Raw genomic sequence first — 15,687 nt, 5'->3', positions numbered from 1 at the left:
GCCGTCTCTAAGGTGTGCCCGTGCGGCGGCTGCGCGCCTGCTCGAGCTTCTCGCAGACCATCGCCGCGCCATCGATCAGGCGCGGGCCGGCGCGATTGACGAGATCGGCATCCACCGAGAACAGGTTGTCGTTCCTGACCGCCAACAGGTTCCTGTAGGGCCGCCAGATTTCGAGCCCGCCGGATTTCTCGGCCTGACGGTCGCCGGTCATCATGACTTCCGGGTTTTCCAGCAGCACGGCCTCGGTGCTGACGGTCGGCGCCGATACAGGCAGCGAAGCGAACACGTTCTCGCCGCCGCACAGGCGGATCACGTCGCTCATGATGTTGCTGCCATTGAGCGTGTAGATCGGCTTGCCCCAGACCTGATAGAACATGCGCACCACCGGCCGCTCGCGATATTGCGCGGCCAGCGTCGCCAGCCGCGCGCGCTGCTGTGTCGCAACCCTGGCCGCCTGCTGCTCGGTCCCCATCAGCACGCCGAGCCGCTCGATGCTGCGCGGAATGTCGTCGAGCTTCTTCGGCTCGCTGAAGTAGAACGGAATGCCGAGCTTGCGCACGTGCTCGAGCTGGCGTTCCGAATTGCCGTGCAGCCAGACCACCAGCAGATCGGGCTTGGAGGCGATGATGCGTTCGATATCGACTTGCTGGTGATTGCCCACGCGCGGAATCTTGAGCGCGGCCGGCGGATAGTCGCTGTAGCCGACCGTGCCGACGATGCGGTCGCCGCCGCCGGCGGCAAAGATCAGCTCGGTCGCATGCGGCGCCAGCGAGACGATGCGCTGCGCCGGCCGTTCCAGGGTAACCGTCTTGCCGGCATCGTCCTGCACCGTGACGACCGCCTGCGCGGGCAGCGATACGGCCAGTGCCAGCAGCGAAAACCAGTGTGTCAGCTTCATTCCTTTTCATCCTTCCACGCGGCCAGCACGGCCTGCAGTTTTTGCCACTCGTCCTCGTGCGCGGGCAATCCCAGCCGCACGCCATGCGCAAAGCGCCTGATCCAGATGCCGTGCGCGGCCAGATGATCGGCCAGCGTTGCCGGGTTAGGCTGCGACCAGTACTGGAACAGGTCGCAACCGCGCGCCGGGAAACCGAAGCCGTTCAGCATCGCATGCAGGCGTTGGCCCTGCGCACGCAGGTTTGCGCGTGTCGTCTCTTGCCACGCATGGTCGCGCAAGGCCAACACACCGATTTCCTGTGCCGGACCGCTGACGCTCCACGGCCCGAGTTGTTCCGCCAGTGCATCCAGCAACGCCTGTTCGGCCACCACGAAACCCAGGCGCAGCCCGGCCAGTCCGAAGAACTTGCCGACCGAACGCAGCACGATCAACCCGGTGCGGTCAGCCATGCTTGCCACGCTCCATTCCGGCACGACGTCTCCGAATGCCTCATCGACGATCAACCAGCCGCCGTGCGCCGCCAGTTGTGCGGCCCATTGCAGCAGCGTCGCCGGCGCGACCGTCTCGCCGGTCGGATTGTTCGGATTGCAGACCACCATCACGTCGCAGTCCGCCACGGCATCGGCCAGATCGGCATGCGCGACGGCGCGCACCGCATGTCCCGCGCGCCGCCATTGATGCGCATGTTCGGCATAGGATGGTTCGGCAACCACGACCCTGGAAGCAGGCGCATGACGTGTGCGCAGTTGTGGCAGGCCCTGAATCGCGGCCTGCGAACCGGCGACCGCGATCAGGCGCGGCGCGCCGTAGTAGTCGCGCGCGGCGGACAGCAAGACCTCGCTGTCTTCCGGCAGGCGATGCCAGGCATCCGCAGCCAGGGCAGGCACCGGATACGCATGCGGATTGATGCCGGTGGACAGATCGATCCATGCGTCGCGCGGGATGCCGTAGCGCGTTACTGCTGCCTGCAGGTTGCCGCCGTGTTCAAGCAAGGCACACTCCCGCTATTCCAATCACGCCCATCCACAGCCAAGCTGTACCCGCCACCAGCTTCCAGGCGCGTGCGATGTCCTTGCCGGTCGCGCGTGGTCCGCTGCCGAGCGTGGGGCGTTGTTCGAGTTCGCCGTCATAGACTGCCGCGCCGCCTAGCGAGATCGCGAGCGCGCCGGCACCCGCCGCCATCACCGGTCCCGCGTTCGGACTGCTCCACTGCGGCGCCTGCGCACGCCAGCATTGCCAGGCGAGCCGCGTATTGCCGAGCGCGGCATAGGACAAGGCGGTCAGGCGCGCCGGCGCCAGATTCAGCAGGTCGTCGATGCGCGCGGCGGCCCAGCCGAAATGCAGGAAGCGCGCAGTCCGGTAGCCCCACATCGCATCCAGGGTGTTCGCGAGCCGGAACAGCACGGCGCCGGGACCGCCGGCGATCACGAACCAGAACAGCGTGGCAAAGACCGCGTCGTTGCCGTTTTCGAGCAGCGATTCGACACCGGCCTTGGCGAGATCGGCTTCCGGCAATTGCGCGGTGTCGCGGCTGACGATGCGAGAAGTCAACGAGCGCGCCAGCGGCAGGTCGCCCGCCTGCAGCGCAGCGGCAATCGGCATGATGTGGTCGCGCAGGCTGCGCAGGCCGAGGCCGAAGTACAGCATCAGCACGTGCGCCGCCAGCGCAAGGAAGAAATGCAGTTGCGCCAGCATCGCGATCGCGAACCAGCTCGCCGCCACCAAAGGCAGCACTGCCAGCAGCCACGCCAGCATGCCGCGCAGGCGGCCGGCATCCTTGTCATTCATGCGTCGCTCGATCAGCGCCGCGACGTTGCCGAATCCGGCCAGCGGATGCCAGCGGCGCGGCTCGCCGAGCAGGCGGTCGAGCGCAAGACCGAGCCAGACCAGCAGCGCCACCATGTCGAACGTCAGGCCAGCCAGCATGTCAGCCTTTCAGTTGCAGCGGCAGCCCGGCGACCACCAGCACCGCGCGATCGCACACGGCCGCGATGGCCTGGTTCAGGCGGCCCGCTTCATCGACATACCAGCGCGTCACGGCGCCGGTCGGGATGATGCCCTGCCCCACTTCGTTGCTGACCAGGATGACATCGCCCTGCACGTTTGCCAGTGCATCGAGCAAGGCGACGCGTTGTGCATGGAACACGGCCGGCGCTTCGATCGGTCCGACTTCCGGAAATTCGATCCGTTCGGCAAACAGCAGATTGGACAGCCATACCGTCAGGCAATCGACGAGCACCACGGTATCGGGCGCGCTGTGGCGTGCGATCGCCTCGGCCAGCGCGATCGGCGCCTCAACCGTGGTCCATGCCTGATCGCGGCGCGCACGGTGATGCGCGATGCGCTGCGCCATCTCCTCGTCGCCGGATTGCGCGGTGGCGACATAGACAAGCCTGCGGCCGCTGGCGAGCGCCAGCGCCTCGGCATGCGCGCTCTTGCCCGAGCGCGCGCCGCCGATCACGAGCATGCGCGTCATGCCTGCTCCGGCAGGAACAGGCGTGCCGTCGCCGCCGGGTTGGAGGCGAAGTAGGCGTGGAAATAGGTGGCCGTCAGCGAACCGTGGCGATAGACGGCCTCGCCGACCGCGCCGTTGGAACGGCGGATGGTTTCGCCGACCGGCGACAGTCCCGTTTCCAGCGTCGAATAATGAAAGGCGTGGCCGCGCAGTTCACCGTCTTCGGTCGCCAGCGACTGCATGCCGAGACCGGCGATCCGCGGCTGCATCGCGACGCGCCCCGGCAGCAGGCCAGGCATGGCCCAGGCCTTGCCATCGGCATCGGTGATCGATTCGGTAATCGCCATCATGCCGCCGCATTCGGCCAGGATCGGCACCTTGCGCGCGTGCGCGTCACGCATCGACTGCTGCCAGCGCGCAGCGGACGCCAGCGTGGCGCAATGCAGTTCCGGGTAGCCGCCCGGAATATAAACGCCATTCGCATCGGCCGGCACCGGCTCGTCGGCCAGCGGCGCGAAGAAAACCAGTTCCGCACCAAGCGCGCGCAGACAGGCGAGATTGGCGTGATAGGCGAAGGCGAACGCGGCATCGCGCGCCACCGCGATCCTGCGTCCGGCCAGCAATTGCGCGGGTGGCGCGGACGGTTCATCGGGCATGACTTCGACCGGCGCGATCGCCTCCCATGCCGGCATGTCGAGCGCGATGGCATCGGCCAGCCGGTCGAGCAGTTGATCGACATGCGCGATCTCATCGGGCTGCACCAAACCAAGATGACGCTCGGGCAGCGATTCGGTCTGCCTGGGCAGGGTCGCGAGCACCGGCATATCCCGCAGTCCCTGCACGATCTGGTTGCGGTGGTTGTCGCTGGCAATACGGTTCAGGACCACGCCCGCCAGTTTGACGGGACCGTACTGCTGCAGGCCGAGCACCACGGCGCCGACCGTGCGCGCCATCTTGCCGGCATCGACCACGGTCACGACCGGCACGCCGAACGCCTGCGCCAGGTCGGCGGACGACGGATCGCCGTCGTAGAGTCCCATCACGCCTTCGATCAGCACCACGTCGGCTTCCTCGGCCGCCTCGACCAGCAGGCGCTTGCAGGCGTCGAGTCCGACCATCCACAGGTCGAGCGCATAGACCTCGCCACCGCAGGCGCGCTGCAGGATCATCGGGTCCAGGTAATCGGGGCCGGTCTTGAAGACGCGCACGCGCCGCCCTTCCCGCACCAGCCTGCGCGCGATGGCGGCGGTCACCGTGGTCTTGCCCTGTCCCGATGCAATGCCGGAGATCATCAGCATGCGTGCGCTGGCCATCGTCACCACTCCACGCCGGGCTGGGCCGCGATGCCAGCGGCGAATGCATGCTTGACCAGCTGCATCTCGGTCACGGTGTCGGCCGCCTCGATCAGTTCCGGCGGCGCGCCGCGGCCCGTCACCACTACGTGCTGCATGGCCGGGCGTGCGCGCAGGTCGGCGATCACCTGCTGCACGTCGAGATACTTGTACTTCAGCGCGATATTGAGTTCGTCGAGCACGATCAGACCGATGCTGTCATCCGTCAGCAATTCCTTGGCGCGCGCCCATGCAAGCTGCGCCTTCTCGACGTCGCGCTCGCGGTTCTGCGTTTCCCAGGTGTAGCCCTCGCCCATCACGTGAAAGCTGACTTCCTCCGGAAAGCGCCGGAAGAATTTTTCCTCGCCGGTCGGGATCGCGCCCTTGATGAACTGCACGACGCCGACTTTCATGCCATGGCCGAGCGCGCGCGCCACCATACCGAAAGCGCTTGAACTCTTGCCCTTGCCGTTGCCGCAGGTCACCAGCAATACGCCGGCATCGCGCTTGGCAGCGGCGATCTTCTTGTCCACGACTTCCTTCTTGCGCGCCATGCGCGCGTTGTGCCGTTCGGCGAGACCGTCGTCGCTTACTGCACCTGCAGCTTCCGTTTTTTCACTCATCGTTCTTCCTCCGCCGCCAGGTAAATGGCGCGTTGTCCATGACGCACGATCTCGATCGGGTGACCGAGGCAGGCGCTCAACAGCGGCGCCTGCATCACCTCGTCCACCGGTCCCGCATGCCAGCGGCCGTCGCCCATCAGCAGCAGTGCATGGGTGGCGACGCCGTGCGCCAGATTCAGGTCGTGGCTGACCATGACGACCGACCTTCCGCGGGCGCGGCACAGCTCGGCCAGCAGTTTCATCATGCCGACCTGATGCGCGAGATCGAGCGCGCTGGTCGGCTCGTCGAGCAGCATCAGTGGCGTATCCTGCGCCAGTACCGCGGCCATCGCCACGCGCTGCCGCTCGCCGCCTGACAGCGTGCGGATGTCGCGCTCGGCCAGCTCGATCACATCCATCGTCCGCAAGGCTTCCTGCGCGGCGGCATGGTCGTCGTCCGACTCCCAGTACGCCGCATCATGATAGGGATGGCGCGCGGTCAGCACCATCTCGATCGCGCGATAGCCGAACGCATCGTTGCGCCCCTGCGGCAGAAAGGCGCGCTCGCGCGCCAGGTCCTGCAGCGGCCAGTCGGCAATCGACTTTCCATGCATGGCGACCGTTCCATCTTCCGCCGGACGCAAGCCCGCCAGCGTGCGCAGCAGGGTGCTCTTGCCGGCGCCGTTGCGGCCGATCACGCACCAGCATTCGCCCTCGCCGATGCGCCAGTCGAGTCCGTCAACCAGCACGCGATCCGCCACGCGCAGCTGCAGATTGCGCACGTGCATGCCGACCTCCGTTTGTACGGTCATGCGCGCCTCCGCAACTGGTGCAACTGCAGCAGGAACACCGGCACGCCGATCATCGCCGTGATGACACCGACCGGCAATTGCTGGGGAGCCACCACGGTACGCGCCAGCGTATCGGCCAGCACCAGGAAGGCGCCGCCGACCAGCGTGGCAGCCGGCAGCAGCAGCCGATGATCGGGGCCGAACAGGAAGCGGCACGCATGCGGCACGATCAGACCGACGAAGCCGATGCTGCCCGCATTGCTGACCGCGCTGGCCGTCAGCAATGCCGCGCACAGGAACAGGCCGACGCGATATTTGGCAACCGCGATGCCGAGCGTGGCCGCCGCTTCCGCATGCAGCGCCATGACGTTGATGGCACGCGCCGCGCGTGCCGAGAAAGCGAGCGCAGCCAGCAGCACCAGCCACGGCAGCCAGCGGAACTGTGTACCCGACAGATCGCCGATCAGCCAGAACACCATGCCGCGCAGACGATTGTCCGGCGCGATCGACAGCATCAATGTCACCAGCGCGCCGCAGCCGGAAGCGAGCACCACGCCGGTCAGCAGCAGCAGGGGCGCGCTGCCGTCGGAATGCACGGCGCCGCGCAGATCGCGCCGCGCCAGGAAATAGAGCAGGAAGGAAATCGCGATCGCGCCGCCGAAGGCAGCCACATCGACCAGCCAGCCGATCGAGAACAGCAGCATCGCTCCCAGCGCGCCGACTGCCGCCCCGCCCGACACGCCCAGCACATAAGGTTCGGCCAGGGGATTGCGGAGCAGCGCCTGCATCATCACGCCGGCCAATGCCAGCGTGGCACCGGTGACGAAGGCCGACAGCGCGCGGCTCAGTCGCAGTTCGACCAGCGTGGCGGCCATGGTCGAGGACGTGCCGTTTGCGAGTTCACGCAATGCGCCGACGATCTCCGACAACGGCAGCGCCACCGATCCCATGATGCAGGCAATGACCAGACTTGCCAGCGAAATCAGCGCCAACAAGCAAAGGACCGTCCACGCCCGTGCCGCGCTGCGAGGCGCGGCATACGTCATGCGATGCGTGGCGGCAGTCATGAGGTCAACTCCATGCGGATTTCTTTCCCGATAAAAATTCGCGCATGCATCGGCCTTGATAGAAGCGATGCATGCGCGTCCGTGGAACAGCCGCTATTTTACAAAGGACTACTTGAAGCCGTAGCGAATACCCACAAAGACGTTCGAACCCTGCGTCTGGTAACCGCGTGCGAATTCGTATTTCTTGTCCAGCGCATTGTTCCAGCGGCCGAACAATTGCCAGTCGTCATTCAGATCATAGCTGGCATGGAGGTTCAGCAATGCGTAGCCGCCCAATCTATCCTTGTGCTCGCTCTGGTCGTAACGATATCCGGAAAAAACAATGTCGGCGCCCGATTTGATCGCGCCCGCCGTGTGGCTGAAGCCAACCGTGCCATGGTATTTAGCGCGGCGCGCGATCAGCGTATCGGTCGTTTCATCACGCGGATCCTGGATATCAAGCGAACCGAACAGGCGATAGCTGCCGAATCTGCTGCCGGCTTCCAGCGATACGCCAGTCAGCAAGGCCCTATCGACGTTATAGGTGCACTGACCCGGAGCACCGTTGGCGCATGGCTCGGCTGCCAGCATGTCCGTCAACGCATTCCGGTAATAAACGGCACTGAAATGGGTTCGGCCGTTGTCATAGTGCACGCCAATTTCGGCATTCTTGCCCTTCTCCGGCTTCGCATCGGGATTGCCATAGGTAGGATTCCCGGAATACGCATAATAGAGATCGTTATAGGTCGGCGCGCGGAAGCTCGTCGCCACACTGCCGTTGACGCGCCAGTTCTGGTCGAAGCGGTACCCATAGCCGAGTCCGCCGGTCACCTTGGAGCCATAAACCGAACTATCGTCATAGCGCACGCTGGCACTGCCCTGGTGATTGCCACGATTGGCCTGATAGGCAAATGCGATGGAGTTGTTGTTCCGGCTCCGGTTCTGCAATGCCTGGGCAGTATTGAAGACACTCTCCTCGCGCCGTTCCAGCAATACCTGCAGCAAGTCCTTGCCGATGGAAATATCGTTCTGCCAGCTGAAATTGTCCTGCTTGGAATTATTCACACCCGGCGTGGCCGAGGAAAAACTCTGCTGGCGCGTATAGGATCGCGACACCTGGAACAAACTGATCCAGTTGTCCGACAAGCGATTGCGACTGTATGCCGAATAGACATCCACCTCATTGACCATGTAAGGCTTGAACACCGGGATACCGGAGTTATCGATGTCGGCACGGTTATAGCTATTGAGGAACATGGCGCCAATCTCGTGTCCCTGCGCCAGCTCCCAGGAGACCTGACCATTCAGACTGCGCTTGGTGTAACCATCCTTGTCCGGATCGTAGGAGGTTACGCTGCCGGTGGAGGGATTCACCACTCGTGCCGGACGCACCGAAAAACCATCCGCTTTCTCGTGCGACGCATTCAGGGAATAGCGAACGCGGTGATCGCCCTCGGTCGAACCGGAAATACCGGCACTGTATGCCTGCTCGCCATCGGAACCAGCCCCCGCCGAAAAAGTCAGTTGCGGTGCGCCATGACCTTTCTTGGTGAACACCTGTATCACGCCACCAACCGCATCCGCGCCATACAGGCTGCTCAATGGCCCCATCACGATTTCCACGCGTTCGATCTGCGACAACGGAACGGCAGACCACATTGCGGTACCAGACGTGGAAGAAACACTCCGCACACCATCAATCAGCAACAGAGTCTGCTTGCCATTGCCACCACGAATATAGACTTCGGTATCGGTACCGGGGCCACCGTTGCGCTTGATCTCGATACTGCGCTTGGTCTGCAGCAGGTCGGCAAGAGACGTCTGACCGGATTCGCGAATCTCCTCTGCAGTGATGACGATATGATCGGCAAGCACCTCACCCGCTTTCTGTGGTGTACGCGAAGCCGTCACCACCACGGCCTCTAGGGATTCCGGATGTGCAGCCTGAGCAAGGGCCGGCGTGGAAAAAATGGAAGAAACGGCCAGGGCAATGGCGAGCGGCGGAAACGCGCGAGCGGCGCTCCGTGAAACGGATACGGACATGATGACTTTTCGAGAAGATGCTTGCTCAGCCTACCTCCCCGCAGGCTGAATCCAAGGAAAGCGCGAACAGCGACCAGATAGGATCAAGGAGAGCGACGACCGAAACGGCAGGAGCGCGGACAAACCGGACTTGCAAGATCGCGTCGCGACACTCCCCGTTCGCGGCATTTCCACCTGTCCTGGCCGGTATCCGGGCTGACAAGCACAATCGTCCGGCCTTCCCATGAATAGACACAGTGGCGTGAGGAGACGATCTGTCACCGAAGTGGCGACGCTTGTTTACCGTTGCGGGGGCAGCACACGTTGGCTCGAGGCTTCGTGTTTCCCGTTTAACTGCGGCTATGGACATGGCCGCGGGCACCAGAACGGCGCAAGTTTAACGGACTATTCCACCCTGCCGCAACCAATGTGTTGCGCAGATGCGCATCACAGGATCAGAAGTCGAGTCTTGCCGATATACGCACGGACCGTCCCGCCTCAGGATAAATACCGCTGCGGCAAGCGCCAAAAGCTTGCGTGAAGTAATCCTTGTCAGTCAGGTTGGCACCAGTGATGGCAAATTCCCAGGGACCGAACTTCCGGGCATAACGTGCATCGACCACGGCGTGTGCCGGAATGCGCGCATCGCATGTATTCGAGAAATCCCCACCATAACGTTGCGTATCCACCCACTGCACGCCAAGATCAGCGTTCTGCCGATTATCAGGCAACCAGTATAGGCGCAACGTTGCCGTGTTCTTCGGCACGAGCACTACCCGATTACCCTTGTTGGGTCCCTCAGTGAATTTGGCAGACACATGCTGCAGTACGGCAGACAGCTTGAAGACATCGGCAAAACGCAGGCTGCCCTCCACTTCCAACCCCTTGCGCTCGGTTGAGTCGAGATTGACATTGGAAAACGCGTTGGCGTCATAAAGAATCTCGTTTTTCAATTTGTGCTGAAACAACCTGACATCCAGTTGTGTGGCATCAGTCGCACCGAACTTCACGCCAATCTCTCTATCCTGCGAGGTTTGCGGCAACAAAGGCGCGGACAGGAAGGCGTTGTCGTCGATATTCGGCATGCGATAACTGCGCCCTGCTTTTGCATAGGCCATCAGGTCCGATGCGAAAGCATATGATCCTTCCAGTGTCCACGCATTCAGCGAATGCTCTGCTTCATAGTTGGTCCCGAAAGGTATCGGATCGATTGTCTTTTGCTTGAACTTCTCATGCCTGCCGCCGACAGCAATTCTCGCCTTCTCGAAGCGCAGTTCGTCACGCAGATAAAACGCTGTCGAACGTTGCGTGAAATCATCATTCGCGTAGGAAGCATCCCTGACGCGATTGGAACGCGCGAAGTCCAGTCCTGCCACCAGTTCATTGGCGACATTTCCGAATGTACCGGTGTGCCGCACACGCGGCGAGAATTGCGTGACTGTGGTGTCGTATGTCGTGCGAGAGCCGAATTGGAAAAACTCCACGCTCTTGGTCCGCTGCGACAAATCGGCTGCCAGCAGCCATGCACCAAGCTGCGTCTGTCCAGAAAGCGTGTAGCGGTCCATGTCGAAGCTGCCGTATTCGTCAGGTGAATTGGTCTGCCGCAGATTTTCCCGATACTGCATTTCAGTCAACGCTCCTGGGAATCGCGCGTCCTGCCGACTGGAATCCACCCTGAAGCCGATGCGCGATCCCGCATCCGCCCATTGCAATCCACCGCTGAAATTATCCTGCCTCAGTTCGTTGTTCTGACGATAGTTGTCTGTCCGCAGCGATCCCAGATTTGCATCAAGGGAAAACTTGTCCCAACCCTGAGCCAGGGATGCCCGCAGTTCGCGATAGTCGAAACTGCCCGCTTCGGCAAACACGGAACCTCGCGTGCCGTTACGCAGCCCTTTTTTGGTCATGATGTTGATCGTGCCACCAGTAGCGCCGTCGCCGTACAACACACTGCTGCCACCGCGCACGATCTCGATGCGCTCGACGATCTCGATCGGGATCGAGGACATGATCGCGGTAACCTGCTCGTTGTCGGAAAGACGAATCCCATCCACCAGCACGACGATATTCTGATCGCTGAATGCACCGAATCCTCGCAGGTCGATCTGGTAGTCGGACGCGCCTGCCATGTTCTGCCGGCCATAGACACCTGCGATCTTCCGGATTGCCTCATTAACATTAGAAACGCCAGTCTGCCGGATCTGATCAGCAGTGATGACCGTCGCGCCGATTGCTGGCGAATCGCTTTCAAAGCGCGATTCGGACACAGTCACCGTGGAAAGCCTCTGACCGCTCTCGACCTGTGCAACTGCGGGAGAAGTCAGCATGAAAAGGAAGGAAGCAAGCGTGAGCGGCTTCATGGCAGCGACGCTGCAGTGGTGCGGAACGGATGTCATGATAATGTCTTAAAAAGAGCACGCACCCTGCTTCCCCGCAAGGTACGCCAACGGAAGAGCGCGACGGGATCAATTCGCTCGCTGCTTCCACCCGTTCTGGCCGGTATCCGGGCTGTCAAGCACAGTCGCCTTGCCTTCCCATGCGAACGCACAGTGGCGCGAGAGGCGACGTGTCACGAAACCGTGACGCTTGATGACCGTTGCGGGGGCAGCACACGCCAGCCTTGCGGCCTCGTGTTTCCCGTTTAACTGCGATCGTGGACACGATCGCGGGCACCAGAACGGCGCCATTGTACGTGCACGCGCAGATCGGCCGCAATGACCTGCGTTGGCAAACGCACACACGGCAACAATCGGCGACGCTCGCCGCAGGCCGCTGATCTATAATTCTCCCTCGCCCGCAAGCCCCGTCATCCATGTTCACACCCGCACAGCAACAATCCGTCGAAGCACAACTCGCCATCAGGGCCGGGCGTACACATCTGCTGGAACTCGATGGCGCACCGATCATCGTCAAGCAGCTCGAACCGCCGCTCAAGCACTGGGGTTATCCCGTGCTCGATACGCTGGCGGCAATACTCGGGCAGCCGATGCTGCGCGCCGTTCCGGCACCCGGCGGCACGGAGGCGCAAAAGATCGAAGTAATGCGATTGCAGAGCCTGAAGGCGGCGGGTGCATCAGTGCCGGAGATACTGCATGTCACGCCGAACTGGTTTGCCCTCTCCTTCCTCGGCGCGACCTCGCTCGATCACATGCTGCGCGAGCATGCAGACATCGGACAGCGTTACTGGGAAAGCGGGCTGAATGCCATTCTGGCCCTGCATCGCCTGGGGCAGACCGCCAGCCAGTGCTTTGCGCGCAACATGATCTGGCATGATGGCAAGGTCAGCTTCATCGACTTCGAGGACGATCCGACCAAGAGCATGCCTCTGTCCTCGGCACAGGCACGCGACTGGGTGCTGTACCTGCATTCGACCGCCTACATCCTGCAGATGTCGCCCGAGCACATCGCCACCATCTTCCTGCGCTACCTGCACAAGGACCAGCCCGCCGTGCTGCACGAAGTGCTGCGCGCGGCACGCACCTTCGGCTGGCTGCGCATCCTGCCAAGCAAACGCAAGCCATGGGGACGCGATGTGGTGGCGGCACAGGCAGCCGCCAATGCACTGCATCGTGTGGCAGTCGAAGCAAGGCGCGAACGCGCCATTTTCTGATACGTACCCGACACGAAGAAGACACGGACGCGCAGCAGCACGTCCGCTTCAGCAATCCACGATCAGCAGTTCGCCATAGCGAATCTTGTGCGGCTTCTGCGCCGCGTAGCGCGCCATCTCGGGCACCGACAAGCCATGTTCGCAGGCAGCCAGCAGACGGATGATGCCGGCATGGCAGACGACGATCGCGTGTTCGATCTGCATCCCCGACAATTCATCGCGAAAATCGCGCACGCGCTGCGCGACTTCGAGCACGCTTTCGCCACCGCCGGGCCGGTAACCGGCCATGTCGCTGGCCCAAGCATCGATATCGGGACGCGGAATATCGTCCCAGGCGCGCATTTCCCAGTCGCCGAAATGCATCTCGGCGAGGCGCTCGTCGCGCGTCGCGGTTTCGCAATCGAGTTCCTGCGCCAGACTGTCTGACAGATCGGTACAGCGCCGCAGAGGGCTGGAAAAAAGCCGCGCATGGCGCGGCAGGTGTGGCAGCAGCGCCGCCTTGACCGAGGCGATCTCTTCCTGCGCCACGGCAAGGTCGGTGCGTCCGTAACAGACCTTGGGGGGGACCGTGGGACGCGGATGGCGGATCAGGTAGAGATGCATGGCGGACCTCGTTCAACCTGAAAACGGTAGCTGGATGCGCGCGCCAATGGCGTCATCGGCGTGCCGGGCATGACATGACGACACGCGTTTCCAGGGTTAATAGGCAATGGCGGTCAGCACTCCCAGGTAGAACGCAAGCTCGGCGATCTGCTGCACGGCGCCCAGGCAGTCGCCAGTATAGCCGCCGATGCGGCGCCTGAACATTCTTGCCATCCAGAACATCGCCCCCGCCGCCAGCAGCACGCCGACCACGATGCCATCGAACGGAATCCAGCCCGATACCAGCACCAGCAACAGCGCCGGCACCACGGTGACGGCAGCGATGCCGAACTCGCGCGACGACATGCGTTCGGCAATCGGCTTGGACTTGCCTTCGTCCCTGACGTACGCCATGCGCCAGATCAGGCTCACGGCGCACAGGCGCGACAGCGGATGCGCGAGCACCAGCGCCGCCACCACGGTGGCCGGTGGTAGCGTCGCCAGCGTGGTCGCCTTCAGTCCCAGCATCAGCATGATGCCGATCGCGCCGTAGGCGCCGATGCGCGAATCCTTCATGATTTCCAGCACGCGCTCGGGCGTGCTGCCGCCGCCGAAACCGTCGCAGGTATCGGCAAAGCCGTCCTCGTGGAACGCGCCCGTCAGCAGCAGGCCGGCCACCATGGACAGCAGCACCGCCACCGCCTGCGGCCACAGCAGCGTGGCGAGGATATAGACCAGCGCCAGCAGCAGCCCGACCACCAGCCCCACTGCCGGGAAATAGCGCGCCGCCTGCGACAGCCAGCGCGGATCGTAGCCGACCCAGCGCGGCACGGGCAGGCGCGTGAAGAACTGCAGCGCAACGAAGAACAGCCGCAGCTCGTGCCTGACGCGCTCGCCCATGTCTTCTTCCTCGAACAGATCCGGTTCCATCATCCTGCTCCCGCCTATCCGGCACTTCGGTTGCTGACAGCGGCCGACTCGAAGGTCGCCATCTCGTTCAGGAAATTCACGGCGGCGTGCAACATCGGCAACGCCAGCACGCTGCCGGTGCCCTCGCCGAGACGCAAGCCCATCTGCAACAGCGGCTGTACGCCGAGTGCGTCGAGCAGCTGGCGATGTCCGTGCTCGTCCGAGCAATGCGCAAACACGCAATAGTCCAGAATCGCCGGCTGCAGCCGTGCCGCCACCAGCAAGGCGCTGGTGATGATGAAGCCGTCGATCACCAGCACCATCCTGCGCCGCGCTGCTTCCAGCATGGCACCGGTGATCATCGCGATCTCGAAGCCGCCGAAGGCGGCCAGCACCTCGAGCGGCGCGCGCGCGCCGGCATGCAACGCGACTGCGCGCTCGACCACCTGCTGCTTGTGCCGCACGCCATCCGCCGACAGGCCGGTGCCGGCACCGACGCAAGCCGCGGCAGGCAGGCCGGTCAGCGCATGCATGACGGCGGCCGCCGAGGTGGTGTTGGCGATGCCCATTTCGCCAAAGCCGATCACGTTGCCGGGCATCTCGGCGACAAGCGCCGCACCGTGCGCCATCGCCTGCGCGCACTGCGCCAGCGTCATGGCCGCCTCGCGCGCGAAGTTGCGCGTGCCGTGCGCGACCTTGCGATCGATCAGGCCCGCGCGCGCACCGAAGTCGTGGTTGACGCCGGCATCGACGATCCGCAGCGCGCAACCGTTCTGGCGCGCAAAGACGTTGATGGCTGCGCCGCCGGCCAGGAAGTTCTCGACCATCTGCCAGGTCACGCTCTGCGGATAGGCAGACACGCCCTCCTCGACCACACCGTGGTCGCCGGCGAATACCAGCAGCGCCGGTTCCACGATGCGCGGCTGCACGGTCTGCTGGATCAGGCCGATCCGGCGTGCGAGCGTTTCGAGCATGCCGAGGCTGCCCGGCGGCTTGGTCTTGCCGTCGATGGCTGCACGCAACGCATGGTCGAGCGCGGCATCGCCGGCGGCGGGAATGGGGGGGATGGTCATGCGTGACGCACAGCGAGCTGCACGGTCCTTTGAAAATCGTTGAATCGGAGGGAAGCCCGCAGCACTTGTCGCGAAGACAAGCGCGCGTGCGGAAAACCAGCAGCAGTGTATGCGCGGCGCTCGGGGGCGTCAAACGCGACCGTTGCGCCAAGGTCGCGGAACAGGCAAAAGTGTGGCGGCATTGGAAATGCACCGTGTGCCATGACTTTCCTGCCACGATATTTCACCATATTTAACAAGTGTTGCCAGCGTGCGGCATCTTGCCCGCCCGGCTATGCCACCCTCTCAAATCCGGCTATGATTGCCTGTAGACAACTTCAATAATCCGCCTGCATTGCTCAAATTATCGGCCGCGCCGCCGTTAACTT

General features: G+C 63.3%; 14 protein-coding genes and 2 riboswitches. Of the genes, 1 reads left to right on the top strand and 13 read right to left on the bottom strand.

All coding sequences use genetic code 11. The features are described 5' to 3' along the window. Positions 1-7: 7 nt before the first annotated feature. From IEV38_RS10205 to IEV38_RS10160, 10 genes are all read right to left on the bottom strand, one after another. Positions 8-898 (bottom strand): cobalamin-binding protein, encoded by an 891-nt coding sequence (locus IEV38_RS10205; protein WP_188396057.1) that lies wholly within the window; start codon positions 896-898, stop codon positions 8-10. Then, the gene (cobD, locus tag IEV38_RS10200; protein ID WP_188396056.1) at positions 895-1,890 is read right to left on the bottom strand and encodes a threonine-phosphate decarboxylase CobD; all 996 of its coding nucleotides are present in this window, start codon (positions 1,888-1,890) and stop codon (positions 895-897) included. The genes IEV38_RS10205 and cobD overlap by 4 nt, the downstream gene beginning before the upstream one ends. Further along, on the bottom strand, positions 1,883-2,824 hold the full coding sequence (gene cbiB, locus IEV38_RS10195) for an adenosylcobinamide-phosphate synthase CbiB (protein ID WP_188396055.1): 942 nt from the start codon (positions 2,822-2,824) through the stop codon (positions 1,883-1,885). Before cbiB ends, cobD begins: the two co-directional genes overlap by 8 nt. 1 nt (position 2,825) lies before the next feature. After that, positions 2,826-3,374, bottom strand: a complete 549-nt coding sequence (gene cobU / locus IEV38_RS10190; protein ID WP_188396054.1) for a bifunctional adenosylcobinamide kinase/adenosylcobinamide-phosphate guanylyltransferase — start codon at positions 3,372-3,374, stop codon at positions 2,826-2,828. After that, positions 3,371-4,666, bottom strand: a complete 1,296-nt coding sequence (locus IEV38_RS10185) for a cobyrinic acid a,c-diamide synthase CobB (protein ID WP_188396053.1) — start codon at positions 4,664-4,666, stop codon at positions 3,371-3,373. Before IEV38_RS10185 ends, cobU begins: the two co-directional genes overlap by 4 nt. 2 nt (positions 4,667-4,668) lie before the next feature. Continuing rightward, a complete protein-coding gene (gene cobO, locus IEV38_RS10180; RefSeq protein WP_188396052.1) occupies positions 4,669-5,307 on the bottom strand; it encodes a cob(I)yrinic acid a,c-diamide adenosyltransferase in 639 nt (212 codons plus the stop codon). Further along, entirely contained in the window at positions 5,304-6,098 is a 795-nt protein-coding gene (locus tag IEV38_RS10175) for an ABC transporter ATP-binding protein (RefSeq protein WP_229728971.1), read from the bottom strand. The genes cobO and IEV38_RS10175 overlap by 4 nt, the downstream gene beginning before the upstream one ends. Beyond that, entirely contained in the window at positions 6,095-7,144 is a 1,050-nt protein-coding gene (locus tag IEV38_RS10170) for a FecCD family ABC transporter permease (protein ID WP_371869859.1), read from the bottom strand. Before IEV38_RS10170 ends, IEV38_RS10175 begins: the two co-directional genes overlap by 4 nt. Positions 7,145-7,252: 108 nt before the next feature. Continuing rightward, positions 7,253-9,166, bottom strand: a complete 1,914-nt coding sequence (locus IEV38_RS10165; RefSeq protein ID WP_188396051.1) for a TonB-dependent receptor plug domain-containing protein — start codon at positions 9,164-9,166, stop codon at positions 7,253-7,255. A 164-nt stretch (positions 9,167-9,330) separates the two neighbouring features. Beyond that, positions 9,331-9,546: riboswitch (cobalamin riboswitch) on the bottom strand. A 54-nt stretch (positions 9,547-9,600) separates the two neighbouring features. Beyond that, positions 9,601-11,541, bottom strand: coding sequence for a TonB-dependent receptor family protein (locus IEV38_RS10160; RefSeq protein ID WP_188396050.1), 1,941 nt, complete (start codon positions 11,539-11,541; stop codon positions 9,601-9,603). Between the two features lie 81 nt (positions 11,542-11,622). Next, positions 11,623-11,837, bottom strand: a riboswitch (cobalamin riboswitch). 120 nt (positions 11,838-11,957) lie between these two features. Here IEV38_RS10160 and IEV38_RS10155 point away from each other — a divergent pair. Beyond that, positions 11,958-12,755, top strand: a complete 798-nt coding sequence (locus IEV38_RS10155; protein WP_188396049.1) for a BUD32 family EKC/KEOPS complex subunit — start codon at positions 11,958-11,960, stop codon at positions 12,753-12,755. Positions 12,756-12,803: 48 nt separating this feature from the next. Here IEV38_RS10155 and cobC read toward each other — a convergent pair whose 3' ends face one another. The 3 genes from cobC to cobT all read right to left on the bottom strand — a co-directional run bounded on the left by cobC (position 12,804) and on the right by cobT (position 15,319). Beyond that, on the bottom strand, positions 12,804-13,358 hold the full coding sequence (gene cobC, locus IEV38_RS10150) for an alpha-ribazole phosphatase family protein (RefSeq protein WP_188396048.1): 555 nt from the start codon (positions 13,356-13,358) through the stop codon (positions 12,804-12,806). 96 nt (positions 13,359-13,454) lie between these two features. Next, entirely contained in the window at positions 13,455-14,267 is an 813-nt protein-coding gene (locus tag IEV38_RS10145) for an adenosylcobinamide-GDP ribazoletransferase (RefSeq protein WP_229728978.1), read from the bottom strand. A 14-nt stretch (positions 14,268-14,281) separates the two neighbouring features. Next, complete coding sequence (gene cobT / locus IEV38_RS10140) at positions 14,282-15,319, bottom strand: nicotinate-nucleotide--dimethylbenzimidazole phosphoribosyltransferase (protein ID WP_188396047.1); 1,038 nt, start codon at positions 15,317-15,319, stop codon at positions 14,282-14,284. Positions 15,320-15,687: the final 368 nt, after the last annotated feature.

Source organism: Oxalicibacterium flavum (assembly GCF_014635065.1).
In the GTDB taxonomy this organism is placed as follows: domain Bacteria; phylum Pseudomonadota; class Gammaproteobacteria; order Burkholderiales; family Burkholderiaceae_D; genus Oxalicibacterium; species Oxalicibacterium flavum.
The sequence above is the reverse complement of the archived record's forward strand: the minus strand, read 5'-3'. Positions and strand labels throughout refer to the sequence as shown.